The sequence below is a fragment of the Geothrix sp. genome (genome assembly GCF_030219325.1).
GTDB lineage: Bacteria > Acidobacteriota > Holophagae > Holophagales > Holophagaceae > Geothrix.
In genome coordinates this window covers 3,717,495-3,733,873 of sequence record NZ_CP126625.1, presented here as the reverse complement: position 1 = coordinate 3,733,873, position 16,379 = coordinate 3,717,495, and the positions used below count along the sequence as shown (strand labels likewise).

Below are 16,379 nucleotides of genomic sequence, written 5' to 3'. Positions count from 1 at the left end.
CCATCGGCTGGGGGAAGAGAGCGGAAATCCTCTTGAGCCCGCCAGCCCTCGCTGATAACCTCAAAGGTTCGTTCTCCTCCCTGGGAGGGAACCCCCGAGGTGGAACCATGAAGCGCACGTTTCAGCCCAACAACCGTCGCCGCGCCAAGACCCACGGCTTCCTGAGCCGCATGAAGACCAAGAACGGCCGCCTGGTGCTCAAGCGCCGCCGCGCCAAGGGTCGCCACGTCCTGGCGCTCTAGCCGCCGACCGTGATCTACAGAGGCCGCTTCCGTACGGTTCGGCACAAGGACCACGCGGTGCCCACCCCGTTGCCCCGGCCCCTGCTGGGGCAGTCGTCGTGGCTGGACGTGCGGGCCTGGCCCCTGCCCGCAACCGAGGGCCCGCTGCTGCTGGTGACCTCGCCCCGCAAGACGGGCTCCGCCGTCCAGCGCAATCGCTTCCGCCGCCAGGTGAGGATGGCCTTCCTGGCTGGCTCGGAGCCGCTCAGGGGCCAGCCCTGGGTGGTCTGGGTGCGACCCGGGCGCTCGGCGCCGCCGCTTGACACCATCTGCTTCCAGGACATTGAAAGCCAGCTCCGGCTGGCCCTCCGTCGACTCCCCGCCTCGGATACCCCATGAACAACCGCAATGTCCTCCTCTTCGTCGTCGGCAGCATGATCCTGCTCGGCGGCCAGTTCTGGCTGAGCTCCCGCTACGCCAAGCCCGCTCCCAAGGTGGAGACGCAGCAGGCCGCACCGGCCAGCCCCAAGGTCGAGCAGGCCGTGGCACCCACGCCCGTGGCGCTGCCCGCCGCCTCGACCCCGGGCGGCCCGAAGGCCGCGGATCCTGCCGCCACCCACACGGTGGCCTCCCAGGAGCTCAAGCTCACCTGGCAGGTGGCCACCGGGGCCCTCAAGCAGGTGGTCTGGAAGCAGGACGGCACGCGCTTCTTCCCGGAGGCCTTCGCGGGGCTCGGCACCCTGAAGGGGGTCGGGTTCGAGACGGTGCGCCAGGAGTCGGCACCGGCGGGCACCCTCGTCATCTTCGAGAACGCCACCGGCGAACGGCTCAGCTACCTGGTTCCGGAGCGCGGTCACAGCCTGAAGGTGGAGGCGACCTCCCCCGGAAACGCGCCACTGGAGCTGATCCAGAACCCCACCACCGACGCGCCCGTGAAGCAGCTGGGCCGGGTCTTCACGCTCACCGAAAAAGGCATCGAGGCCGTGACCTGGGCGGAGATGCTGCATGATCCCTTCTTCAGCTTCCTGGGCGCCAAGCGCAAGGTGCTGCCACCCTCCTCCGAGCGCCTCGGCCTGGACGCCGGTCTCGGCAAGGACGAGAAGGCCCAGCAGAACCACTACTTCGCCGCCCTCTGGAAGCTGCCGCGCCCCGCGGCCCGCGAGGCCCAGGGCTATGCCCTGCTGCCCCAGGCTGGCCGGGCCGAAGCCCTGCTCTACCTGGGGCCCAAGCAGGCGGAGCCGCTCCTGGCCTTCGAGAAGCCCTTCACCCAGGTCATCGACTACGGCTTCTTCGGCGCCGTGTCCCACCTGCTCTTCTGGATCCTCAAGAAGGTCCACGCCGTCGTGGGCAACTGGGGCTGGTCCATCGTGGTCTTCACGTTCATCATCCGCGTCCTCTTCATGTGGCACCTGTCCGCCAAGCAGACCATCTCCATGCTCCGCATGAAGGACTTCGAGCCGCACCAGAAGGCCATCCAGGCCAAGTACGAGAAGTTCGGCAGCGACATGACGAAGAAGGCCGAGATGCAGAAGGAGCTGATGGCCCTCTACAAGAAGAACGGCCACAACCCCATGGGCGGCTGCCTGCCCATGCTGCTGCAGATGCCCATCTTCCTGGCCCTCTGGTCCATGCTCAACAACGTCTTCGAGCTGCGCCACGCGCCCTTCTTCGGCTGGATCACCGATTTGTCCGTCCGCGACCCCTACTTCATCTACCCCGTGCTGATGGGCGCCTCCATGTTCGCGCAGCAGTACATGACGCCCGCCGTGGGTGATCCCGCCCAGCGCAAGATGATGCTGGTGCTGATGCCCGCGATGATGACCTTCTTCTTCGCCCAGAGCGCCGCCGGCCTGGTGATCTACTATTTCGTGTTCAACCTCATCGGCCTGTTCCAGACCTGGTGGATCATGCGGTCCTATCAGCCCCAGCCCATCACCGTGTAGGAGTCCGCCATGCGGAAGAGCGGCGTCACCCTGGAGTCCGTCCCCGAGCTCATCACCCGCTGGGGCCAGCAGCTCGGCCTGACGCTGGAGGCCCGCTTTTCGCCCTCCGGCGACGAAGAGGCCTTTCCCAACCGCGTGGCGGTTTCCGGCCCGGATGCCTCCCACCTGGGAGCGAACCGCGGCGTGGCCCTGGATGCCCTGCAGTTCCTGATCCATGAGGTCCAGGGCGAGCGCGAGGACCAGAAGCTGGCCTACCTGGACGTGAAGGGTGCCCGCCTGTTCCGCATGCAGGAGGTGATGGCCATGGGCCAGTTCGCCGCCGCCAAGGCCCGCGAGCTGGGCAGCCACACCCTGGGCGCCCTGAGCGCCCGCGAGCGGCGCTGGGTGCATCTCGTCGTAAGCCGCGAAGCGGGCCTGGGTACCGAAAGCGAGGGCACCGGCACCTTCAAGCCGGTGAAGGTGTTCCGGAAGTAGACTGGCTCGGTGCATCCGACCGCCGATCCCATCTGCGCGCCCGCGACCCCGCTGCTGCCCGCTGCGGTGGCGGTGGTGCGGGTCTCCGGGCCCGGCCTGCCCGGTCTGCTGGCCCCCCTCGTCGCGCTGCCGGCCCCCCGGAAGGCCGCCGTGCGCACGCTGGCCTGGGACGGCTTCCGGGAGCGGGCCCTGGTGCTCTTCTTCCCCGGGCCCGACAGCTACACCGGCGAAGACATCGTGGAGTTGCAGACCCACGGCAATCCCCTGCTGGTGCGGCGCCTCCTGGCCCACCTGGGCACCCTGGGCGCACGGTTGGCCGAGCCCGGGGAGTTCACCCGCCGGGCCCTGCTGAACGGCAGGCAGGGCCTGCTGGAGGCCGAGGCCCTGCGGGACCTGGTGGGTGCGGAGACGGACACCCAGCTCCGCCTGGCCCAGGCCCGGGCCGGATCCCTGCCCGACTGGATCTCCGGGGCCCGCCACAGCCTGACCCCCTGGATGGCCCGGGCCGAGGCGGCGGTGGATTACGGGGAAGAAGAGGGAATTTCGTTGAATCAAAAGGACTTGGCCATCGAGCTGGCGCCGCTGGCAGCGCGGTTCCACGTGGAACGGTCCCGGGCCAGGGCCTCCCGGCGCCTCCAGGACGGCCTCCGCCTGGCCCTGGTGGGGCGCCCCAATGCCGGCAAGAGCACCCTCTTCAACGCCCTGGCCGGCGAGGACCGGGCCATCGTCACCGAGATCCCGGGCACCACGCGGGACACCATCGAGGTCCGCTGTGAATGGCGGGGCCTGCCCTTGCGGCTCTTCGACACGGCGGGACTCCGGGAATCCCAGGACCCGGTGGAGCGCCTGGGGATGGCCCGGGTGGGGCCCCTCCTGGAGAACGCCGACCTGATCCTCCACCTGGTGCCCGTCGGCGAGGTGGCCTCGGCCCCGGTGGATGCCGCCCTCCTCCCCTTCCGGGCGAAGGTGCTGGAGGTCCGCACGTTTGCGGACCTGGCGGAGGCCCCAGGCGTGGCCATCGCCGCACAACTGGGGGACCTGGATGCCCTGGAGGCGGCCCTCAAGGAACGACTGCTGGGCGGCCTCGCGCCCGACGCCTGCCTCGGGGCGCTGGCCACCGACCGCCAGGTGGCGCTGCTGGATGACCTGACGCGGCAGCTGGACCTGCTGCTGGAACTGGACCCGGGCTGTCCCCCCGAGCTGCCGGCCTCCCTCCTGCAGGGTGCCTGGGGCCTGCTGGCCCGGCTCACGGGCGAGGATCGGGCCGAAAGCGCCCTGGATGCGCTCTTCAGCGGCTTCTGCCTCGGGAAGTAGGCCGGCCGAAGTAGACTGAGCCCAGGAGTCGCGATGAAGCCCGGGTATGAAGCGGTGATCGGTTTGGAGGTGCACGTCCAGCTGCGGACCCGGTCCAAAATGTTCTGTGCCTGCCGGAACCTGACCGGCGCCCCTCCCAACAGCCTCACCTGCCCGGTGTGTCTTGGGCTGCCCGGTGCCCTGCCGGCCCTGAATGCTGAGGCCGTGCGCATGGCGCTGGCCCTGGGGTTGGCCGTGGAGGCGGAGATCCGGCCTCGCAGTGCCTTCTACCGCAAGCAGTATTTCTATCCGGACCTCCCGAAGGGGTACCAGATCACCCAGGGACCCGTGGCCCTGGTGGAGGCTGGCCACCTGGACATCCCCGGCGATGCCCGGGTGCGGGGAGCGGAAGGTCCCGTGCGGATCCGGATCGAACGGGCCCACCTGGAGGAGGATGCGGGGAAGAGCCACCATGATCTGGAAGGGAGTGCCAGCCACGTGGATCTGAACCGGGCCGGGGTGCCCCTCCTCGAGGTCGTGGGGGCGCCTGACCTTCGCAGCGCCGCCGAGGCCTCCGACTACCTCAAGACCCTCCACCGGCTGGTGGTGGGCCTGGGCATCTGCGACGGGAACCTGGAGGAGGGCAGCTTCCGCTGTGACGCCAATGTCAGCATCCGCCCCTCCGGATCGGCGGCCTTCGGCACCCGCGTCGAGGTGAAGAACCTGAATTCCTTCCGCTTCGTCCGCCAGGCCCTGGAGCACGAGCTCGAGCGGCAGATGGCCCTGCTCGAAGGGGGCGGGGCCGTGCAGATGGAGACCCGGGGTTGGGATGCCGCGGCGGGGGAGACCCGGGCCCAGCGGACCAAGGAGGCGGCCATGGACTATCGCTATTTCCCGGAGCCCGACCTGCCCCTGCTCGCGGTGGAGCCGGCGGAGATCGAGGCCGCCCGGGCGGCCCTGCCCGAGCTGCCGGAGCGGCGCATCCGCCGCTGGCGCGAGGCCCACGGCCTGGGCCTGGACGAGGCCCAGACCCTGGCCCAGAGCCCGGCCTTCGCCGCCTACTTCGAGGCGGTGACGAGTCTGAGCGGCTCGGGTCGCGGTGCCGCCGCCTGGATGCTGGGGGAGGTGAGCCGCACCCTCAACGAGCGGGGGACCACCATCGAAGCCTTCCCCATCACGCCGGAGGCCCTGGCCGGCCTGGTCCGGCTCGTGGAGGCGCGGACCCTGGGCTTCGGCGCCGCCAAGGACCAGGTCTTCCCCGCCCTCCTGGCCGGCGAAGGGCCCGCCGAGGCCATCGTGGCCGCGCGGGGGCTGGCCCAGGTGAGTGATCGGGGGGCCATCGAGGCGCTGGTGGCCCAGGTGCTGGACGCGAACCCGGGCCCCGTGGCCCAGGTCCGGGGTGGCAAGGAGAGCCTCAAGGGCTTCCTCGTGGGCCAGGTCCTCAAGGCGGGCCAGGGACGACTGGATGCGAAGCTTGTCACCGAGGTGTTGGCCGAGGCCCTGGCCAAACCCTGACCCCCGCCCCATGCTGGGCTCATGACGAACGAGATCCCCGCCGCCCTTGAGGCCTACCATCCGGGCGTGGTGCACGTCTGCCAGACGTGCGGGTGTTCCGTCGTGGACGCCGTCGAAACGCCCGGCGAGCCCTTCCGCTGCGTGGATTGCCGCGGGCTGGTGCCGGCTCCGGAGGATGAGCTGACCCGGGCGGCCCTGGAGGATCGCGGTCCCTACGACCTGCCGGACGACCGCCCCACCGTCTGGCGGCTCATCACCGTCATCGCCTTCGCCGTGGTGGCTCTGGCCATCGTGTTCTGGAAGCGGTAGCCAGGACGCGTCTATTCTGAGGGCCGGAGTTCACGATGCCCAAGCCCTGGGGACCCACCACCACCGCCATCCACGCCGGGAAGCGCTTCAACACCACCCGGGCCGTGACCACACCCATCTTCCAGACCTCGGTCTTCCAGCTGATGGAGAACAGCGAGGGCGCCGAGTTCTCCGCCAGCGTCGAACCGCCGGCCTTCTACACGCGGTGGGGCAATCCCAACACCAGCGAGGTCGAGGCGGTACTCGCCGAACTCGAGGGCGCGGAGCGGGCCCTGGCGACGGCCTCCGGCATGGCGGCCTTCGCCCTGGTGTTCGAGGCCCTGCTGAAGCCGGGCGACCACCTGGTGGCCCCCGCCGCCATCTACCTGGGCACGGAACAGCTCATCCGCCGCTGGGAGGCCGAGCGGGGCCTGAAGGTGACCTGGGTGCAGAACACCCTGGACCTGGCCGAGTGGGAGGCCGCGCTCCAGCCGGAGACCCGGATGATCTGGGTGGAGACCCCCTCCAACCCCACCCTGGCCCTGACGGACCTGGCGGGCGTCGCGGCCCTCGGGAAGAAGCACGGTGTCCGCACCGTGGCCGACAACACCTTCCCCAGCCCCATCCACACTCGGCCCCTGGCCTTCGGCATCGACCTCAGCGTGGCTTCCGCCACCAAGTACCTGGGGGGGCACTCGGACCTGGTGGCCGGCGTCATCGCGGGGCCCGAGGCTGACATCGTGGCCTGCTGGCACCTCGCGAAGATCCTGGGTCCCACCCTGGATCCCATGGCCTCCTGGCTGTTGCACCGCGGCCTCAAGACATTGGCCCTGCGGGTGCGGCGGGCTTCCGACAACGCCCAGGCCCTGGCCCAGTGGCTGCTCTGGCAGCCCCACGTAGCCCGGGTGGACTACCCGGGCCTGCCCAGCCATCCCGGGCACGAGATCGCCGTCCGTCAGATGGAGAAGGGGTACGGCGCCATGGTGGGCTTCGAGCTGCGGGCGGGTCTGGTGGCCGGGCAGCGGTTCTGCGAGGCCCTGGAGGTCATCACCCGGGGCGTCAGCCTGGGTGGCGTGGAAAGCCTCATCCAGCACCCCGCCAGCATGAGCCACCTAAAAACGGCCCCGGAGGTCAAGGCTCGCCTGGGCATCACGGACGGCCTGTTGCGCTTCTCGGTGGGCATCGAGGATCAGCCCGACCTCATCGCGGACCTGGAGAAGGGGTTCCAGGCGGCGGCGGTGGCGCGGTGAAGCTGCACCTCAACGGCGACCTCCGGGAGACGCCCGATCTGGGCACCCTGGCGGACCTGGCCCGCTGGCTGGAGCTGCCCGCCTTCGGAAGCGCCATCGAGCTGAATGGCGAGGTCATCCGCCGGGCCGACCACCCCGCCACGCCCTTGAAGGAGGGAGATCGGCTGGAGGTGGTGCGGCTGGTGGGCGGAGGCTAATTCACGAAAAGATTGTAGTTGATGTTTCCGTTAGGGTAAGTCGCGTAGGGATCCACCCGCACCCGGACCACATAGGTGCCGGCCGGCAGGGCGGGCAGGCTGATGACGCCGCTCCCGGAGGAGGAGGCCGTGGCCAGTCGCACCAAGCCGACGCTGTCGAAGAGCTCGAGCACCAAGCCCGCCCCGGAGGTGCTGAGGGTCAAGGTGCGGGCTCCGCCGATGTGGCTGAACCGGAAGGCCTGGGCCTGGTTCCAGTCGAAGGACCACCCGGCCGCATAGGTGGGGAAGGTGCCGGAATCCGTGAAGGGGATCGCCGGCAGGCGCCAGAGGGTGGTGCCGTTCAGGTAGAGCCCCGAGGTGGGGTCCGTGCCGTTGCCCACGTTCTCCAGGGCGAGCTCATCCAGGATCGCGTTGGACGCCGTGGGCCCCGCCAGACGGCGCAGGCCGGTCAGGTAGGTGGGATAGCAGGCGAGCGGTGTGTTGCCGTACTCGTAGCCCAACGAGGCGGTTGCGGGGATGGTGGCGCTCCACAGGGTGCCGAGCCCCGCCTGGCTGTCGCTGAAGACGGCATTGTTCTTCCAGATGCCCCAGAGCGTGCGGGCCACGGAGCCTGCATAGAACTCGCCTCCGCCCGTGGGTATGAAGCCCGTGTGCTGGTCCAGGCGGAAGACCGTGGGCAGGCCGCCTCCCGCGGGCACCTCGTAGCTGGAGGGGTCGTTCCGGAAGGCGCTGGACAGGAAGCTGCTGAAGCCACCCACGAAGGCGATGGCGGGTTCCGAAGCGTCCCCCGGGGCCACGAACCCGTTGTCGTTGTCCCGGCGGACGATCTGGCCGAAGGTGCCATTGGCGTAGGCGAGGCTGTCCTCGGCGAAGAGCAGGCGGGCGCAGGCTTCCAGGAGGAGGCTGTCGTTGTAGGCATCGGCGCCCCGATCCGCCGCCGTCGGTCCGGCATAGCGGACCTCGTGCTGGAAGATGGCCCGCCCGCCCAGGGCGGTGGACTGCTTCAGGATGGCCGACCCGCCCGCGGCCAGGGCGACGGAAGGATAGGTGGTGGTGGTGCCGGGATTCCAGAAGGCGTACAGCTCGGGGAGCTGCAGTGTGGGCTCCAGAGAGCGCATGCCCAGGGCGAAGGTGGTCATCTGGTCGGCGATGGCAAAGGCGCCAGCCTCCCCGGTGGCGTCCAGGGCGCGCAGGGTGAGGTTGCCGCTGGCATTGGCAGCGCTGTCCGCGCTGATGGTGAACCAGGTGGGCACCTGGTTGAAGGCCTCGGCGCTGGCGTAGGTCGCGGTCGGAAGGGCATTCTTGACGCCCCCGTAGAAGGAGAAGCCGCCGCCCGGGGCACTGGCGGGGACTTCGGTCGTCGCGAAGATGGCCACGAAGAAGGTGATGCCCCGGGGGACCGCGAAAGTCCGAGTACCATCGGCCCCCAGGGTCCCGGCGGCCTCCACCCGGCCCGAGGCGCTGTTCACCACCTGGGCGTACGCGTAGCGCGTGGGGAGGGTGGTCGGGGCCGCGCCGAAACCGGCAGTGGAGAGCACCCGCTTCTCGTACTGACCCTGGACGGTGACGGAGACCGCGCTGGGGCCATCGCTCGAACCGCCACAGCCCGCCAGGAGCAGGAGGGTGGCGACCAGGGAACCGGGGCCGAGAGGGGCGTGCTTCACGGGAGACTCCACGGGATGTGGGGAGATGGGGCGAGGCGTCTTTTCAAAGGTCGTGCCAGGGGTTGGGAGGAGGGTCGGCTAGCGCCAGATCTCCCAGTGGCCCGTGGGCCATGTCCCGGTGGCGCGGCAGCGCCAGGATCCCGGCAGAGCCAGCAGTACGGGGCTGCCGCCGGCGGGGGCATCGCTCTGGAAACGGTGGAACTCGTCCACCAGGCCCAGGTCCAGGAAGGCCCGGGCAAGGGTGCCACCACCCTCCACCAGGACCCGGCCCACCCCCCGGGCGGCGAGCTCGTGCAACAGGTGCCGCAAACTGCATCCCCGGCCATCGGGCGGGAGATGCAGGTCCTCCACGCCCCTCAGGGGCACGGGATCCCCGATCACCGCCCGGAAGACGGGCTGTCCGGCCACGGGCGCCCACACCCGCGCGGAAGCGGGGATCTGGCCCCCCTCGTCCATCACCACCCGCGCGAAGCTGCGGTGGGGGGCCGTGGGGGCGGACCAGCGGTCCGTGAGCTGGGGATCATCCACCTCGATGGTATGACGCCCCACCACGATGGCCTCCGAGGCCCGACGCAGGGCGTGGGCCAGGCGCTGGATCTCGGGCGGGGTCACGGGGGTGGTCTGCCCCGCCGGGCCGAGGGCGCCATCGGAGCCCAGGGCCAGCTTGAGCGTCACCCAGGGCAGGCCCGTGCGGATGAGCTTGAAGAAAGGCGCGTGGAAGCGATGACAGGCCTCGCCCAGCAGCCCCTCCTCCACGGTGAGGCCCTGGGCCCGCAGGATGGCCAGGCCGCCCCCGTCCACCCGGGGGTTGGGATCCCGGACGCCCACCACCACCCGGGTGATGCCCGCCTGGATGAGGGCCAGGGTGCAGGGCCCCGTGCGACCCTGGTGGCAGCAAGGTTCGAGGGTGACATAGGCCGTGGCGCCCTTCGGGTCCTCGCCCCGGCCCTCGGCGTCACGCAGGGCCATGATCTCACCGTGGGGATCCCCGGCCCGGGTGTGGACGCCGGCCCCGATGACCTGATCCCCCTTCACCAGGACGCAGCCCACCGGCGGGTTGGGGCTCGAGAGGCCCACCCCCTTGAGGCCCTCCTGCAGGGCCAGGGCCATGAAGCGGGCATCGCCCTCGAGGGCGGCCGGATCGGGCCAGGGCCCGCCCGTGGCCAGGGCCCAGGCGAGTTCGGGGTTCAGGGTGGGCTCAGACATCCAGCAGGCCATCCACGAAGGCCTCGGCATCGAAGGGGATGAGGTCATCCACGCCCTCGCCCACGCCCACGAAGGCGATGGGGAGTCGGAGCCGGTCCAGGATGGACACCACCACGCCGCCCTTGGCGCTGCCATCCAGCTTGGTGAGCACCAGGTCGGTGACTCCCGCCACCTGGGCGAAGGCCTCCGCCTGGACCAGGCCGTTCTGTCCCGTCGTGGCGTCCAGGACCAGCAGCACCCGGTGGGGCGCCGCCGGGATGACCTTCTGGAGGCTCCGGTGGATCTTGTCCAGCTCCTTCATGAGGTGGTCTTTCGTGTGGAGCCTCCCCGCCGTGTCGATGAGCACCCAGGGCGTGCCCTTGGCCAGGGCGCTGGTGGCCCCGTCGAAGGCGATGGCCGCGGGATCGCCGCCCATCTGGTTGCGGATGACGGGCACTCCGGCCCGCTCACCCCAGCGCTCCAGCTGGTCGATGGCCGCCGCCCGGAAGGTGTCGCCCGCCACCACCAGCACGGCCTCGCCCCGGGCCTTGAGGTGGGCCGCCAGCTTGCCCAGGGTGGTGGTCTTGCCCACGCCGTTGACGCCCACCAGCAGCACCACCTGGGTGCCCGACGCGGTGAAGGGCCGGGGCGGCCGCTGGCGCAGCAGCTTGAGCAATTCGTCCCTCAGGATGGCCTTGGGATCGACGTCCCCGGCCCCCTTGAGCTCCTGGCGGAGCCGTGCCATCAGCCGGTCCACGGCCTTCACGCCCAGGTCCGCCTGCAGCAGCAGATCCTCCAGCTCCTCCAGCTGGGCCTCGTCCAGGCGCCGCAGGCCCAGCAGGCGCCCCATGGGCGCCAGCACCAGCTCCTGGGTGCGCTTCAGGCCCTTCTTGAACTGGTTGAACAGGCCACCGAGCAGACCCACGGACACCTCGCGAAGGTCCAGTCTACCGAAGCATTCAGGGTTCCCCGAGGCCGGAATCCGGCTAGCCTGGGCGGCATCCCAGGTAAGACCACCGGAGTCCCCATGCCGCTCCCGCCCATCCCGTCCCCGGATCCCCTGCCCCTGCCCATGCCACCCGCCGTGCTTAAGGCCCTGCTGCTGGCCACCTTCACCCTGCACCTGATGGCGGTGAACCTCGGAGTGGGTGGCAGCCTCCTCGCGGCCGTGCATGCCCTGCGTGGCAAGCCGGAGGACCGCGAGCTGGTGCGGCGCCTGGCCCCCATGCTGCCCGGGGCCGTGACCTTCGCCATCACCCTGGGGGTGGCCCCCCTGCTCTTCCTGCAGCTGACCTACGGCCCCTTCTTCTACACCGCCTCCGTGCTGACGGCCATCCCCTGGGCGGGGCTCCTGGCCCTCCTGATGGCGGGCTACGTGCTGCTGTACCGCTTCGTGGGCTCGGTGGCCTCGGACGCAGTCCGGACCCTGACGGGCATCCTGAGCGCCCTCCTCCTGCTGTCCGTGGGGCTGATGCTGGTGAACGTCACCACGCTCTCCCTCCGCCCCGACCTCTGGGCCGCCCACGCGGCCGCCTCGCCTCACGGCCTCCGCATGAACACCGCGGACCCCACGCTGTGGCCTCGGTACCTCCACATGGTGGCGGGCATCGCGGCCGTGGCGGGCCTGCTGCTGGCGGGCTGGGGGGGCTGGCGGCAGCACGCCTACGCGCGCCGGGCCGGGCTCGTCTGGTTCATCGCCGCCACCGCCAGCCAGGGGGCCTGGGGCACCTGGCTGCTGGTGAAGCAGCCCGCCCCCGTCTTCGACCTGCTGATGAACGCCACCACGGCCCCCAGCCTGACCATGTGGATCTCCATCGCCTGTGGGGGGCTGGCCCTGTTCCTGGCCATCCCCGCCAGCCAGGCCGGGGCCCCGGCCAAGGGGGTCTGGCCCCCGGTCGCCCTGGGCCTGGCCTCGATGCTGGGCATGATCCTGCTGCGGGATCAGGCCCGGGACGCCAGCCTGGCCGCCTTCGGCTTCCAGCCCGGGGCCCTGCCCCACAAGACCGATTGGCTGTCCCTGGGGGTCTTCGGGCTGACGCTGGCGGCCTTGGTGGTGATGCTGGTGATCGTCCTGCGCTGGGCCACCCAGCCGCGGACGGTGGGGGAGGAGCGGCCATGAACCATCCCGTGTGGGACATCCCCCTCCTCGGCAGCGGCTGGCTCATCGGCCTCATCAGCATCATCCACGTCTCCATCGCCCACCTGGTGGTGGGTGCCGGCCTCTGGCTGCCGATCATGGAGGGCCGCGCCCAGCGGGCCGGGGATCTGGAGCTGCAGGCCTGGCTGCGGGGCCGGGCCAAGGCCCTGCTCTGGCTGTCCAGCATCTTCGGGGCGGCCACCGGCGTGGGCATCTGGGTGGCCATCGGCCTCGTGAACCCCACGGCCACCCAGCACCTCATCCGGGCCTTCGTCATGGGTTGGGCCATCGAGTGGCTGATCTTCGTGGGCGAAATGGCCACCCTCATCGTGCTGGTCCGGGCCTACGACCGGCTGCGGCCCCGCCAGCGCCTGGCCGTCTACTGGCTCTATGCGCTCTGCGCCTGGCTGAGCCTCGTGGTCATCAACGGCATCATCACCTTCATGCTGAGCCCGGGAAAGGGCTGGGTCGCCAGCCACGCCATGTGGGACGGCTTCTTCAACGCCACCTACCTGCCCAGCCTCCTGCTGCGGACCTGCGTGGCCCTGGTTCTGGGCGGGCTCTGGGCCCTGGCGGCGGGGGCCACCGCAGGGCCGGCGCTGAAGCCGCGGATCCTGAAGCCCTCGGCCCTCTTCACCCTGGCGGGCGTGCTGCTGGCCGTGGCCTCAGGCTGGTACTACTTCCAGAGCTTCCCCCCGGCCGCGCGGGAGCTGGTGCTGGGCAACCTCAAGGGCGCCACCAGCCTGGCCCGCGGGTTCCGCTGGGCGCTCTGGGGCCTGGGCGCCTTCCTGGTGCCGGGCCTGCTGGTGCTTTGGGCCTTCTTCGCCTCCGCCTCCTTCCGGCGCCCCCTGGCCCTGCTGGGCCTGCTCCTGGCCTGCTGGGGCTTCGGCGGCTTCGAGTGGATCCGTGAGGTGGCCCGCAAGCCCTTCGTCATCCGGGACGTGATGTACTCCAACGGCATCCGGGTGGAGCAGGTGGCGGAGTACCAGAAGGAGGGCTTCCTGCCCCGGAACGCCTGGGCCCGGACCTTCGCCGCCTCGAAGGGGGACACGGACCTGGCCCGGGGCGAGGCCCTCCTGCGGAGCCAGTGCCTGGCCTGCCACACCCGGGACGGCTACCGGGGCCTGAAGGGCCTCACGGCCAGCAACTCCGAGGGGGACAACGTGGCCTTCATCCAGGCCCTTCGCGAGCTGGACCCGGCCCTGAACCCCTACCTGGACCGCATGCCGCCCTTTGCCGGCACTGAACAGGAGGCTGAACTGCTGGGGAAGTATCTCGGGAGCTTGAAGGCTAAGTAGTGTTCCACGTGGAACTACCAGCGCTGCGGGGCCAGGAAGGGCGGCGGCTGGGGTGGAATCAGGACCGGCGCCGCCGCCCCCGTGGCCTGCCAGGTGCGGACCGACCAGGGGGTCTCATCCCAGGTGGCCCGGCCGGAATAGGCCGTGGCGAGGAGGAGCAGGATGTCCACGGGGCGGTTCACCAGGTAGCGCTCCGGAGCCGGCCTCAGGTCCCTTGGATCCAGGGAACTTCCCGAAGCGATGGGGCGCAGGGGGCGTTCTGGCACCTGGACCTGGCCGAGCTGACGGACCTCGCAGGCCAGGGCCCGGGGCGGCGCAAAGGCCTCGGGGACCCTGGCGGGGCCGAAGGCCAGGGGCGGGAGCTGGAGCACCAGGGAGAAGACCTCGGTCAGCATGGTGACCCTCCGGTGGGGAATGTAACGCCCCGGCTCGGGCCAGACAAGGCCCCAACTTGTTTTATATCGATGTTTGGGCCAGCAGGCTAGCGCCGAGGACGGGGCTTGACCTTGGCCTTGGCGGTCGGCTTGGCCCGCTCGGGTCGGTGCCAGCCCACCAGGGCGTGTTCGAAGACCTCCTCCACATGCTTCACGGGGTGGAAGCGCAGCTGCTTGCGCAGCTCAGGGTCGATCTCCTCCAGGTCCTTCTGGTTGGCGTGGGGGATGAGGATGTCCTTGATGCCCACGCGCAGCGCCGCCAGGGACTTCTCCTTGAGGCCGCCGATGGCCAGGGCCTCGCCGCGCAGGTCGATCTCGCCGGTCATGGCCAGGGTGTTCCGCACGGGCACGCCTTTCAGCACGGAGAGCAGCACCGTGGCGATGGCCAGGCCCGCGCTGGGGCCGTCCTTGGGGATGGCGCCCTCGGGGAAGTGCACATGGATGTCCTGCTTCTGGAACACCTCGGGGTCGATCTGGAAGGCCTCGCCCCGGCTGCGGATGTAGCTGAGCGCCGCCTGGGCGCTTTCCTTCATGATGTCGCCCAGCTGGCCCGTGAGGGTGAGCAGGCCCTTGCCCGGCATCTTCAGGGCCTCGACGAAGAGCACGTCGCCGCCCACGGCGGTCCAGGCCAGGCCCGTCACCACGCCCACGCGGGGGGCCTTCAGGCGCTCGTCCTGCAGGAGCTTCACGGGGCCCAGCAGCTCGTGGATGCTCTTGTCGTCCAGGGTGAGCTTCTTCTTTAGGGTGTTCTCCGCCACGCGGCGGGCCACCTTGCGGCAGATGGCGCCGATCTCGCGTTCCAGCTGGCGCAGCCCGGCCTCGCGCGTGTAGCCCGTGATGATGGCCTTGAGGGCGGCCCTGGGGATGGCCACCTGCTTGCGGGTGACGCCGTGCTTCTCCAGCTGCTTGGGGATCAGGTGCTGCTCGGCGATCCCGATCTTCTCCTCCAGCGTGTAGCTGCTGAGGTAGATGATCTCCATGCGGTCCTTGAAGGCCGGGTGGATGGGCTCCAGCTCGTTGGCGTTGGCCAGGAAGAGCACCTGGGACAGATCCAGGGGCACGTTCAGGTAGTGGTCGCGGAAGGTGTGGTTCTGCTCAGGGTCCAGCACCTCCAGCAGGGCCGCGCTGGGGTCGCCGCGCATGTCCCGGCCGATCTTGTCCACCTCATCGAGCATGATCACGGGGTTCATGCTCTTCACCTGATGCAGGGCCTGCACGATGCGGCCCGGCATGGCGCCCACGTAGGTGCGGCGGTGGCCGCGGATCTCGCTTTCGTCGTGGACGCCGCCCAGGGAGATGCGGCTGTACTTGCGGCCCAGGGCCCGGGCGATGGACTTGCCCAGCGAGGTCTTGCCCACGCCCGGGGGTCCCACGAAGCAGAGGATGGTGCCGCGGAGGTCGGGCTTGAGCTTGCGCACGGCCAGGAACTCCAGCAGCCGGTCCTTGATCTTGGCCAGGCCGAAGTGGTCCTCGTCGAGCACGGTCTGGGCCTGCTTGAGGTCCAGGTTGTCCTCGGTCTGGATGCCCCAGGGCAGCTCCGTCATCCACTCCAGGTAGGTCCGCGTCACGGCGGTCTCGCTGGAATCCGGGTGCATGCGCTCCAGCTTCTTGAGGTTGCGCTCGATCTCCACCAGGGACTCGTCGGGCACCTTCATCTTGGCCAGCTTGTCGCGGAAGGCCGTGACCTCCTCGGCCAGCTCCGAGCCCTCGCCCAGCTCCTGCTGGATGGCCTTGAGCTGCTGGCGGAGGTAGTACTCCCGCTGGCTCTTGTCCATCTCGCCGCGGGCTTCCATGGTGATCTTCTGCTGCACCTCGAGGAGCTGGATCTCCCGCATGAGCAGCTCGTTCACGCGCTTCAGACGCAGGCCCGGATGGGCGATCTCCAGCACCTCCTGGGTCTGCTGGAGCTTGAGATCCAGGTTGGAGGCCACCAGGTCCGCCAGGCGGCCCGGATTGTCCAGGTTGCCGGCGATGACCAGCACCTCCTGGGGCAGGGTCTTGCCCAGGGCCACGGCCTTCTCGAGCGTCTGCTTCACGCTGCGCAGCAGGGCGTCCGACTCCAGGTCCGGCGTCTTCAGCTCGGGCTCCGCGAGGGGCTCCACCCGGGCCTTGAAGAGGTTCTCGGTCTCGGTGAAGTACTCCACGCGGACCCGCTGCAGGCCCTGCACCAGGGCGCGGATGCGGCCATCCGGCAGCTTCAGCACGCGCATGATGAGCGCCGCCGTGCCCACCTGGTAGAGGTCCTCGGGGCGCGGGTTGTCCATCTCCGTCTGCTTCTGGGAGAGCAGCAGGATCATGCGGTTCTCCACCAGGGCCGTGTCCACGGCGCGGATGGACTTCTCGCGGCTGATGCTGAGGGGCAGGATCACGTAGGGATAGACCACCACGTCCCGCAGCGGGAGGACGGGCAGCTCCTCCGGCAGCTTCGGCGTCTCGTCGGGTGGGGGGGGCAGGAGGACATCATCGGCCACGGAAAAACC

16 protein-coding genes are annotated in these 16,379 nt (G+C 70.1%); 11 read left to right on the top strand and 5 right to left on the bottom strand.

Translation table 11 applies throughout. From position 1 onward, the window contains the following. Positions 1-107 precede the first annotated feature (107 nt). The 9 genes from rpmH to thiS are packed head-to-tail and all read left to right on the top strand — an operon-like array spanning position 108 to position 7,181. On the top strand, positions 108-242 hold the full coding sequence (rpmH, locus tag QOZ81_RS16700) for a 50S ribosomal protein L34 (RefSeq protein ID WP_005035876.1): 135 nt from the start codon (positions 108-110) through the stop codon (positions 240-242). Positions 243-299: 57 nt separating this feature from the next. Next, complete coding sequence (locus tag QOZ81_RS16695) at positions 300-620, top strand: ribonuclease P protein component (RefSeq protein ID WP_291203534.1); 321 nt, start codon at positions 300-302, stop codon at positions 618-620. Then, on the top strand, positions 617-2,164 hold the full coding sequence (gene yidC, locus QOZ81_RS16690; protein WP_291203537.1) for a membrane protein insertase YidC: 1,548 nt from the start codon (positions 617-619) through the stop codon (positions 2,162-2,164). The genes QOZ81_RS16695 and yidC overlap by 4 nt, the downstream gene beginning before the upstream one ends. Positions 2,165-2,173: 9 nt before the next feature. Beyond that, positions 2,174-2,638: a hypothetical protein gene (locus QOZ81_RS16685; protein WP_291203540.1), complete on the top strand. Its 465-nt coding sequence runs from the start codon at positions 2,174-2,176 to the stop codon at positions 2,636-2,638. A 9-nt stretch (positions 2,639-2,647) separates the two neighbouring features. Then, the gene (locus QOZ81_RS16680) at positions 2,648-3,952 is read left to right on the top strand and encodes a tRNA modification GTPase (protein ID WP_291203543.1); all 1,305 of its coding nucleotides are present in this window, start codon (positions 2,648-2,650) and stop codon (positions 3,950-3,952) included. Between the two features lie 33 nt (positions 3,953-3,985). Further along, the gene (gene gatB / locus QOZ81_RS16675; RefSeq protein WP_291203546.1) at positions 3,986-5,446 is read left to right on the top strand and encodes an Asp-tRNA(Asn)/Glu-tRNA(Gln) amidotransferase subunit GatB; all 1,461 of its coding nucleotides are present in this window, start codon (positions 3,986-3,988) and stop codon (positions 5,444-5,446) included. Between the two features lie 21 nt (positions 5,447-5,467). Next, positions 5,468-5,755 carry a hypothetical protein gene (locus QOZ81_RS16670; RefSeq protein ID WP_291203549.1) on the top strand — a complete coding sequence of 96 codons (288 nt, stop codon included), beginning with the start codon at positions 5,468-5,470 and terminating at the stop codon, positions 5,753-5,755. A gap of 35 nt (positions 5,756-5,790) precedes the next feature. Further along, a complete protein-coding gene (locus tag QOZ81_RS16665) occupies positions 5,791-6,984 on the top strand; it encodes a trans-sulfuration enzyme family protein (protein ID WP_291203554.1) in 1,194 nt (397 codons plus the stop codon). After that, entirely contained in the window at positions 6,981-7,181 is a 201-nt protein-coding gene (thiS, locus tag QOZ81_RS16660; RefSeq protein ID WP_291203557.1) for a sulfur carrier protein ThiS, read from the top strand. The genes QOZ81_RS16665 and thiS overlap by 4 nt, the downstream gene beginning before the upstream one ends. On the opposite strand, the gene QOZ81_RS16655 is transcribed toward thiS, so the two are convergent. The 3 genes from QOZ81_RS16655 to ftsY form a co-directional block, all read right to left on the bottom strand. Next, positions 7,178-8,845, bottom strand: a complete 1,668-nt coding sequence (locus tag QOZ81_RS16655; protein WP_291203560.1) for a hypothetical protein — start codon at positions 8,843-8,845, stop codon at positions 7,178-7,180. The two genes, thiS and QOZ81_RS16655, sit on opposite strands and share 4 nt — an antisense overlap. Before the next feature lie 78 nt (positions 8,846-8,923). Then, positions 8,924-10,051: a bifunctional diaminohydroxyphosphoribosylaminopyrimidine deaminase/5-amino-6-(5-phosphoribosylamino)uracil reductase RibD gene (gene ribD, locus QOZ81_RS16650; RefSeq protein ID WP_291203563.1), complete on the bottom strand. Its 1,128-nt coding sequence runs from the start codon at positions 10,049-10,051 to the stop codon at positions 8,924-8,926. Continuing rightward, positions 10,044-10,955, bottom strand: a complete 912-nt coding sequence (gene ftsY / locus QOZ81_RS16645; protein WP_291203566.1) for a signal recognition particle-docking protein FtsY — start codon at positions 10,953-10,955, stop codon at positions 10,044-10,046. The genes ribD and ftsY overlap by 8 nt, the downstream gene beginning before the upstream one ends. Positions 10,956-11,057: 102 nt before the next feature. Here ftsY and QOZ81_RS16640 point away from each other — a divergent pair, with 102 nt between their 5' ends. Both QOZ81_RS16640 and QOZ81_RS16635 read left to right on the top strand, forming a co-directional pair. Next, positions 11,058-12,149, top strand: a complete 1,092-nt coding sequence (locus tag QOZ81_RS16640) for a hypothetical protein (RefSeq protein ID WP_291203569.1) — start codon at positions 11,058-11,060, stop codon at positions 12,147-12,149. Further along, entirely contained in the window at positions 12,146-13,465 is a 1,320-nt protein-coding gene (locus QOZ81_RS16635; protein ID WP_291203572.1) for a c-type cytochrome, read from the top strand. The genes QOZ81_RS16640 and QOZ81_RS16635 overlap by 4 nt, the downstream gene beginning before the upstream one ends. A gap of 14 nt (positions 13,466-13,479) precedes the next feature. On the opposite strand, the gene QOZ81_RS16630 is transcribed toward QOZ81_RS16635, so the two are convergent. Further along, positions 13,480-13,860, bottom strand: a complete 381-nt coding sequence (locus QOZ81_RS16630) for a hypothetical protein (protein WP_291203575.1) — start codon at positions 13,858-13,860, stop codon at positions 13,480-13,482. Between the two features lie 86 nt (positions 13,861-13,946). Further along, complete coding sequence (gene lon / locus QOZ81_RS16625) at positions 13,947-16,370, bottom strand: endopeptidase La (protein WP_291203578.1); 2,424 nt, start codon at positions 16,368-16,370, stop codon at positions 13,947-13,949. Positions 16,371-16,379: the final 9 nt, after the last annotated feature.

What these genes read in the sequence shown, in the direction of transcription:
- QOZ81_RS16630 (WP_291203575.1), bottom strand. Translation starts at nt 13,860, where the DNA reads ATGCTGACCGAGGTCTTCTCCCTGGTGCTCCAGCTCCCGCCCCTGGCC.
- yidC (WP_291203537.1), top strand. Translation starts at nt 617, where the DNA reads ATGAACAACCGCAATGTCCTCCTCTTCGTCGTCGGCAGCATGATCCTG.
- gatB (WP_291203546.1), top strand. Translation starts at nt 3,986, where the DNA reads ATGAAGCCCGGGTATGAAGCGGTGATCGGTTTGGAGGTGCACGTCCAG.
- QOZ81_RS16665 (WP_291203554.1), top strand. Translation starts at nt 5,791, where the DNA reads ATGCCCAAGCCCTGGGGACCCACCACCACCGCCATCCACGCCGGGAAG.
- QOZ81_RS16635 (WP_291203572.1), top strand. Translation starts at nt 12,146, where the DNA reads ATGAACCATCCCGTGTGGGACATCCCCCTCCTCGGCAGCGGCTGGCTC.
- QOZ81_RS16685 (WP_291203540.1), top strand. Translation starts at nt 2,174, where the DNA reads ATGCGGAAGAGCGGCGTCACCCTGGAGTCCGTCCCCGAGCTCATCACC.
- ribD (WP_291203563.1), bottom strand. Translation starts at nt 10,051, where the DNA reads ATGTCTGAGCCCACCCTGAACCCCGAACTCGCCTGGGCCCTGGCCACG.
- QOZ81_RS16640 (WP_291203569.1), top strand. Translation starts at nt 11,058, where the DNA reads ATGCCGCTCCCGCCCATCCCGTCCCCGGATCCCCTGCCCCTGCCCATG.
- QOZ81_RS16670 (WP_291203549.1), top strand. Translation starts at nt 5,468, where the DNA reads ATGACGAACGAGATCCCCGCCGCCCTTGAGGCCTACCATCCGGGCGTG.
- rpmH (WP_005035876.1), top strand. Translation starts at nt 108, where the DNA reads ATGAAGCGCACGTTTCAGCCCAACAACCGTCGCCGCGCCAAGACCCAC.